This window comes from Bradyrhizobium sp. SRL28 (assembly GCF_018596315.1).
Taxonomy (GTDB): domain Bacteria; phylum Pseudomonadota; class Alphaproteobacteria; order Rhizobiales; family Xanthobacteraceae; genus Bradyrhizobium.
The window spans coordinates 1-5671 of sequence record NZ_JAHEAG010000112.1 but is presented as its reverse complement, the minus strand read 5'-3'; the positions used below and the strand labels follow the sequence as shown (position 1 = coordinate 5671).

The 5671-nt window shown below is 56.4% G+C and carries 3 protein-coding genes; 1 reads left to right on the top strand and 2 read right to left on the bottom strand.

The annotated features are described in order from the left end of the window. Positions 1–11: 11 nt before the first annotated feature. Positions 12–1802 (bottom strand): adenylate/guanylate cyclase domain-containing protein, encoded by a 1791-nt coding sequence (locus KIP88_RS45180; RefSeq protein WP_214494535.1) that lies wholly within the window; start codon positions 1800–1802, stop codon positions 12–14. 1057 nt (positions 1803–2859) lie between these two features. Next, entirely contained in the window at positions 2860–3063 is a 204-nt protein-coding gene (locus KIP88_RS48935; RefSeq protein ID WP_374226614.1) for a hypothetical protein, read from the bottom strand. Between the two features lie 959 nt (positions 3064–4022). Here KIP88_RS48935 and KIP88_RS45175 point away from each other — a divergent pair. Further along, entirely contained in the window at positions 4023–5591 is a 1569-nt protein-coding gene (locus KIP88_RS45175) for a DUF1254 domain-containing protein (protein WP_374226615.1), read from the top strand. Positions 5592–5671 lie beyond the last annotated feature (80 nt).

Below are 5671 nucleotides of genomic sequence, written 5' to 3'. Positions count from 1 at the left end.
GCCAATAACGGTCATTCCGGCATCCCCGCGATCCGGAAAGCCTGCGCCAATCTGTCGATATCTTGCGCCCTGCGAAATGGGGCTTCGTCCCTGAATCCGGAAATTCGTGGGGGCGGGTTCAATTGCATTAGACGCGCGCAGATCTCTCGTGCTTCCTCAATCCGTCCAGACATCGCATGGCATGCCGCCAGAATAAATTGTGCGGTCCGATAATCTGGTTGCTGCCGTAAAGCAGTTGTCGCCCACGTTGAGGCCTCCTCATTGCGGCCGGCGAAAAAATGAGCATAGGCCAGCCCGGTCTGGACGTTGAAGATCCGTTGATCCAGCGGGTTCAAACGCAATGCGAACTCGAATTGCTTGATCGCGGCATCTAGCTGACCCAGATAAAGGTGGATCCAACCGCTCCAATGTCGTGCGGCAGCCATATTCGGGTCTAGCTTTATCGCCCGCGAGACGAGGGCCGCGCCTTCCTCAACCTCACCCACTACGTCAGCCAGCGCAGCTCCGGCCAGTGCAAGCACCGATGGGTCGTCTTTATCGAGTTCGAGCGCCCGCCTCGCGAGCCGCCGGGCTTCAGCTATCTCCTGGGCAACAGTATCGATTCTCCAGCCGAAAGCTTTCCTTTGTACATAGCAACGAGCGCCGAGCGCGTACGCTGCGGCGAATTCGGGATCGATACCGTTGGCAATTTTGGTCAGCTTGAGCGCTTCAATGTTCGTTTCACGGGCGAACCGATAAACGCAAGCGAGCGCGCGAAGATAATAGTCGTAGGCCTGAAGGCTTTCGGTCGGTTTGCGCTTTGCTCGATCGATTTCGGCGCGTTCAAGCTTAGGAGAGATTGCGCCGATCACGTTCATGGTGACCCGATCCTGCAGATCGAAAATATCATCGAGCTGGCTGTCGAACCGGTCGGCCCAGAGATGCGTTCTTGTTGCGGCATCGATGAGCTGTCCCGAGATACGAACGCGATTGCCGGCCTTGCGCACACTGCCTTCGAGCACGTAGCGAACGCCAAGTTCACGGCCGACTTGCTTGATATCGACGGCCTTGCCTTTGTAAGTAAAGGTGGAGTGTCGCGCGATGACGAAAAGCGATTTGGACCGCGACAGTCCAGTAATAATGTCCTCAACCATGCCGTCGGTGAAATATTCCTGTTCCGGATCGCCGCTCATGTTCTGGAACGGCAGCACCGCGATGGAGGGCTTGTCGGGGAGAGGGAGCGGCTGCGCAGTCTCGCTCGACAGGTTTGTTACCATTGCCGGGGAAGAGATTGGGGCAATGCGCACGCGCCAGACCCGTATCGGTTCGGCGATATTCTTTAGAGATTGCGAACCTGTATCCTCAAGGATGATATCTACCTTGCCACGAATTTGCCGGTGCGCGTCGTCGGAAATGCTAAAGCCGCCCGGTTCTGCGATCCCTTCGAGACGCACTGCAATATTGACGCCGTCACCAAAGATATCATCCTCTGCGATGATAATATCACCGACGTGAATGCCGATGCGAAATTCGATCCGTTTGTCTTGCGGCACATCGGTATTGTGTTCGGCCATGCCGCTTTGGATTTCGTTGGCACATCGCACAGCGTCGACCACGCTCCCGAACTCAACGAGAGCGCCGTCCCCGGTATTCTTCACGATGCGCCCGCGATGATCGCTGATTTTGGGATCAAAAAGCGTCTTTCTCAGAGCTTTCAGTTGCGCCAGCGCGCCTTCTTCGTCGATCCCTATCAAGCGGCAAGAGCCCGCAACATCCGCCGCCAGAATCGCTGCCAGTCGCCGCTCTACGTGCTCTCTGCTCAAGATGCACCCCCGGGGCTCGGCGAAATTGAACGTTCATATAGCACAATTGTGGGCCGATGTCCGGCTATGCCCACGTCCGAATCGGGTCATTCGCGTCAGTTTGGCCGGACCACGGCGACTTTCGGTCTACCCCGGTGAACGGACATTCTCAGGATAGGCGGGCATGTCTCAAAGGTGCCAAAAAGAGACTCATGCACCGCAGCAACTAATCGGTCTTTATGAGCGGATTTTGCCCGGCGCAATATCAAGAAACGCACTCAGCGATAAGATTAGCAGAAACAAGCCGTCGCCGGGTTGAGAGCGGCGACGGCTTTTCTTTACGCGCTCGGCCTGTGTAACCGGGTGGCTTGAATATTCATTGACCACGGTGTGAGTCTCAAATCCTCTCCATGGTAGCCACCAATTCACGGAACGGGCTGGCTACGCGGATGTACCGTGCCTGGCCCGGTTGCTCACGCATTTAGGGTCGCATCGACAACGACACGCCAAGCTTGGCCGCCATCACGGATGTAGCGCCCGGAGTCCTTTTCAACGACTTGGATATCTTAGTAACTCCGACTCTCGCCTTCGCCATTGTCTTTAATTGCTTCACGTCCGCTTTGGTCCACTCGCGACGAACAATCTTCTTAGCCTTAGCCATTTTTGCTCCGGTTTTTGTAAAGCGGGTCTTGTGAGGCATGACAATGGCAATCGCATGACCAGGCGGTTCGCGTGCACAATCAAACTGGAATGATCAAATTAAGCATTCATGCATCTGCGCGTGTGGCTATCGCGTGGCTGGTGGTGCGCAATGTGCATATGTCAGCGGCGTAGGCAGGCAGCCCGGCCCAGCGCTAGAGGTTATTTGGCAAACCCTGCGCGCCTCTACTCCGCAGACGCCCTGCACGGGCTGCTCACGGCCATGGAAGGCAGGTTACCACTTTGGACCATAAGCTGGCCGCAAAGCTGGCGGCACCGATGACGCGAGAAATCTTCATTAGCTCTGTCACCCGTGCCACTCACGTAAGACGGCAAAACATGATGGTGTCTTTGGTCACCTCGTGCAGCGCGTTCTCTTTTAGGAGGCTTCACACTCGAAGAGTATTTTGTCGTCCGCGTCCGCAACGATTACCAAACTCGACTGCGAAAACTGACCGCCTTTTTTTAGTTCATCAGCGACGACTTGGGCCATGCGTTTTGCGCTCTCAAGATTTGGTAGGTTACTTCCCACATCATCAGGATGGAGTTCTGAACCGTCAAAGATATGAAAAAAGTATCGCATCTGCTGGCCGCATTAATTCAGGCGACCGGTGACATCCAGTGACAAATAAGTAAGCAACTTCTGACTCAGATTGACGTCGTCCAGATCATCACTCACGAAACTGTCAAGTCTATTACAGAACGGTAAGTATCCCGCCTCCTCAAGAGGATTACGGTTTGTAAATCAGTTCGAGGGGCCGCCCTGTGGATTCAAGGAAGCGATTCTTAGCTTTGGAAACCATGTGCCGCGAGCGTGCTCAAATCGCTAAGAAAGAATTTGAGTACTGGCTAGCCGAAGCTGATGAATGGGCACGGTGCAAAGACTCCTCTGATCCATTGACGGAGGATATCCCGGTCCAACTCGACTGGTGTCCGGGACATCGCTAAAGCTACTCAGACATTTGTATCACATGGCGTCACGTAAGGTGGGCGGATCGTTGATGTAAGCAACCTGCACTGTCGTGCTGGTCGTGCCATTCAAGGAAGACCGCGAGGCGTGATAGTGGTTTTGGCCGCCCCCGCACGGCCTCGAAAACTTTCACTAAGGGCTGCCTGACCGCATGGGTTCGAAGTTCGGTATTTTGCCGAGTTGGAGATTTTAGGCAAAATGCATCATGCAGCCATGTTGAGCCAAGGCGGCGTCGACTTGGCATCAGTCAATTTCCGCTTTGCTGACGATAGCAGACGTTCGTTGTTGCAGCCCGGATGGTCGCTATGTGCCAGAAGCAGACATGCGTGGGTGGAATGGCGCGACATTTTCGTAGATCGCCATACAGCGTCCATCGTTGAGAAACTGGAGATTGCGGCGTAGGGTAGATACGCGCTGTCTGAATGTGCATAGTCGTCTGGACGAGGAGAGTTTACCTACGTGGTCGCCGTTTACATTGCCGCGACCTTCCATCTCGAAACGCGCGTACAAGCATTGGAGATGAAACCATGAAGCTATTCCGCAATTCCCTCGCAGTCATCGTGGCCTGCTCTATGTTGGCACTGCCTTGCTTGGCAACCGCCCAGACCGCCCCCGCAATCTCTCCGGCGATTAGCACGCCGGACAAAGTCGAGACGCGCATCGGTACGCTGGACTTCAAGGACGGCATGCCGAGCAAGGAAACCATCGCCAAGATATATGATCACCGGGATTTCACGCATGCGTTCTCGGCGTTCGCCAACACCCTTCAAGGGGTCAGCATACGCGCCCTCCACAAGGGCTTTCTGAGCATCGGGGTCAAGGATAACGAAGTCCTTGTCTTCTCCGAGCTGATGGATGCCAAGTCGCTGTACCTGACGGCCAATGCGGACACCGTCTATTACATGGGCATGCTCGACCTGACCAAGGGTCCCATGGTGCTCGAGGTGCCACCCAAGGCGCTTGGCGCGATTGATGACTACTGGTTCCGCTGGGTCATCGATATTGGTCTGCCGGGGCCTGATCGCGGCGAGGGCGGGAAATATCTTATCCTGCCGCCCGGCTACGATGGTCCTCTGCCTAGTGGGTTCAATATCGCCCGCGCTCGGACCAACTTCGTCATATGGTTCGCTCGCTCATTTTTGGAGAACAACGACCCGAAGCCCGTGGCCGAAGCGATCAGAAAGTTCACCAAGGTCTATCCATACGAGGCCGGTGGCGTCGGCATCCCCATCGCCGAATTCCTGAGCGGCAAAGCCAAACTTGGAAAAGTCACGCCGCCGCCTCCGACCGTGTTCCACGAAGGCACCGGCAAGGTGATGAATACTATCCCGCCCAACGACTTCAGCTTTTACGAAATGCTCAACGAGGTCGTGCAGCAGCAGCCAGCAGGGTCGCTGGACCCAGAGTTGATGGGGCCGATTGCCGCCATCGGCATCATCAAGGGCAAACCCTTCGCGCCGGATGCGCGGATGAAGAAGATACTTATCGAGGCGCTTACGCTCGCCAACGCCCACTCGCGCACGCTGTTTATGGCCCCTCGCGATCCGACTTTGTACTACTATCCCGGCTCGGGTTGGCAGAACATGCTGTTCGAGGTCGGCTACGAGTTCGAGACGCCGATCCCGCTGATTACCCCAGAGGGCGTCAAGCCGTTCCCGCCCACCGGCTATCGCACACTCGACGCGCGGACAGATTTCTTCTACGGCGTCACCGGGATCACGCCCGCGATGGCCATGCGTCTACCCGGCATCGGCTCGACCTACCTGTGGACGATGGTCGATGCCAACAAGGAGCCCTTCGACGGTGCCAAGACCTACAAGGTGACGCTGCCGAAGGACATCCCGCAGGCGAACTTCTGGTCGTTCACGCTTTACGACAACATGACGCGCTCGATGCTCGACACACCACAGCGTTACCCGCGCGCGGGCAGCCAGAGCTTTCCATCGCCCGCTGCGGAAGCGAACGCGGACGGCACGACGACGGTCTACTTCGGCCCGACGCAGCCAGCGAACGTCAAACGGGGCAACTGGATACAGACCATGCCCGGAAAAGGTTTTATCCCGTGCCTGCGGCTCTACAGCCCGCTTGAACCGTTCTTCGCCAAGACTTGGCGGCCTAGCGAAGTCGAACCCGTGACTTAATCGGTCGACGCGCGACTGCACCATGCTAAGGATCGGCCCGAGGGCGGCCGATCCTTTCTCTCTGTGTCAATCTGTGGTCC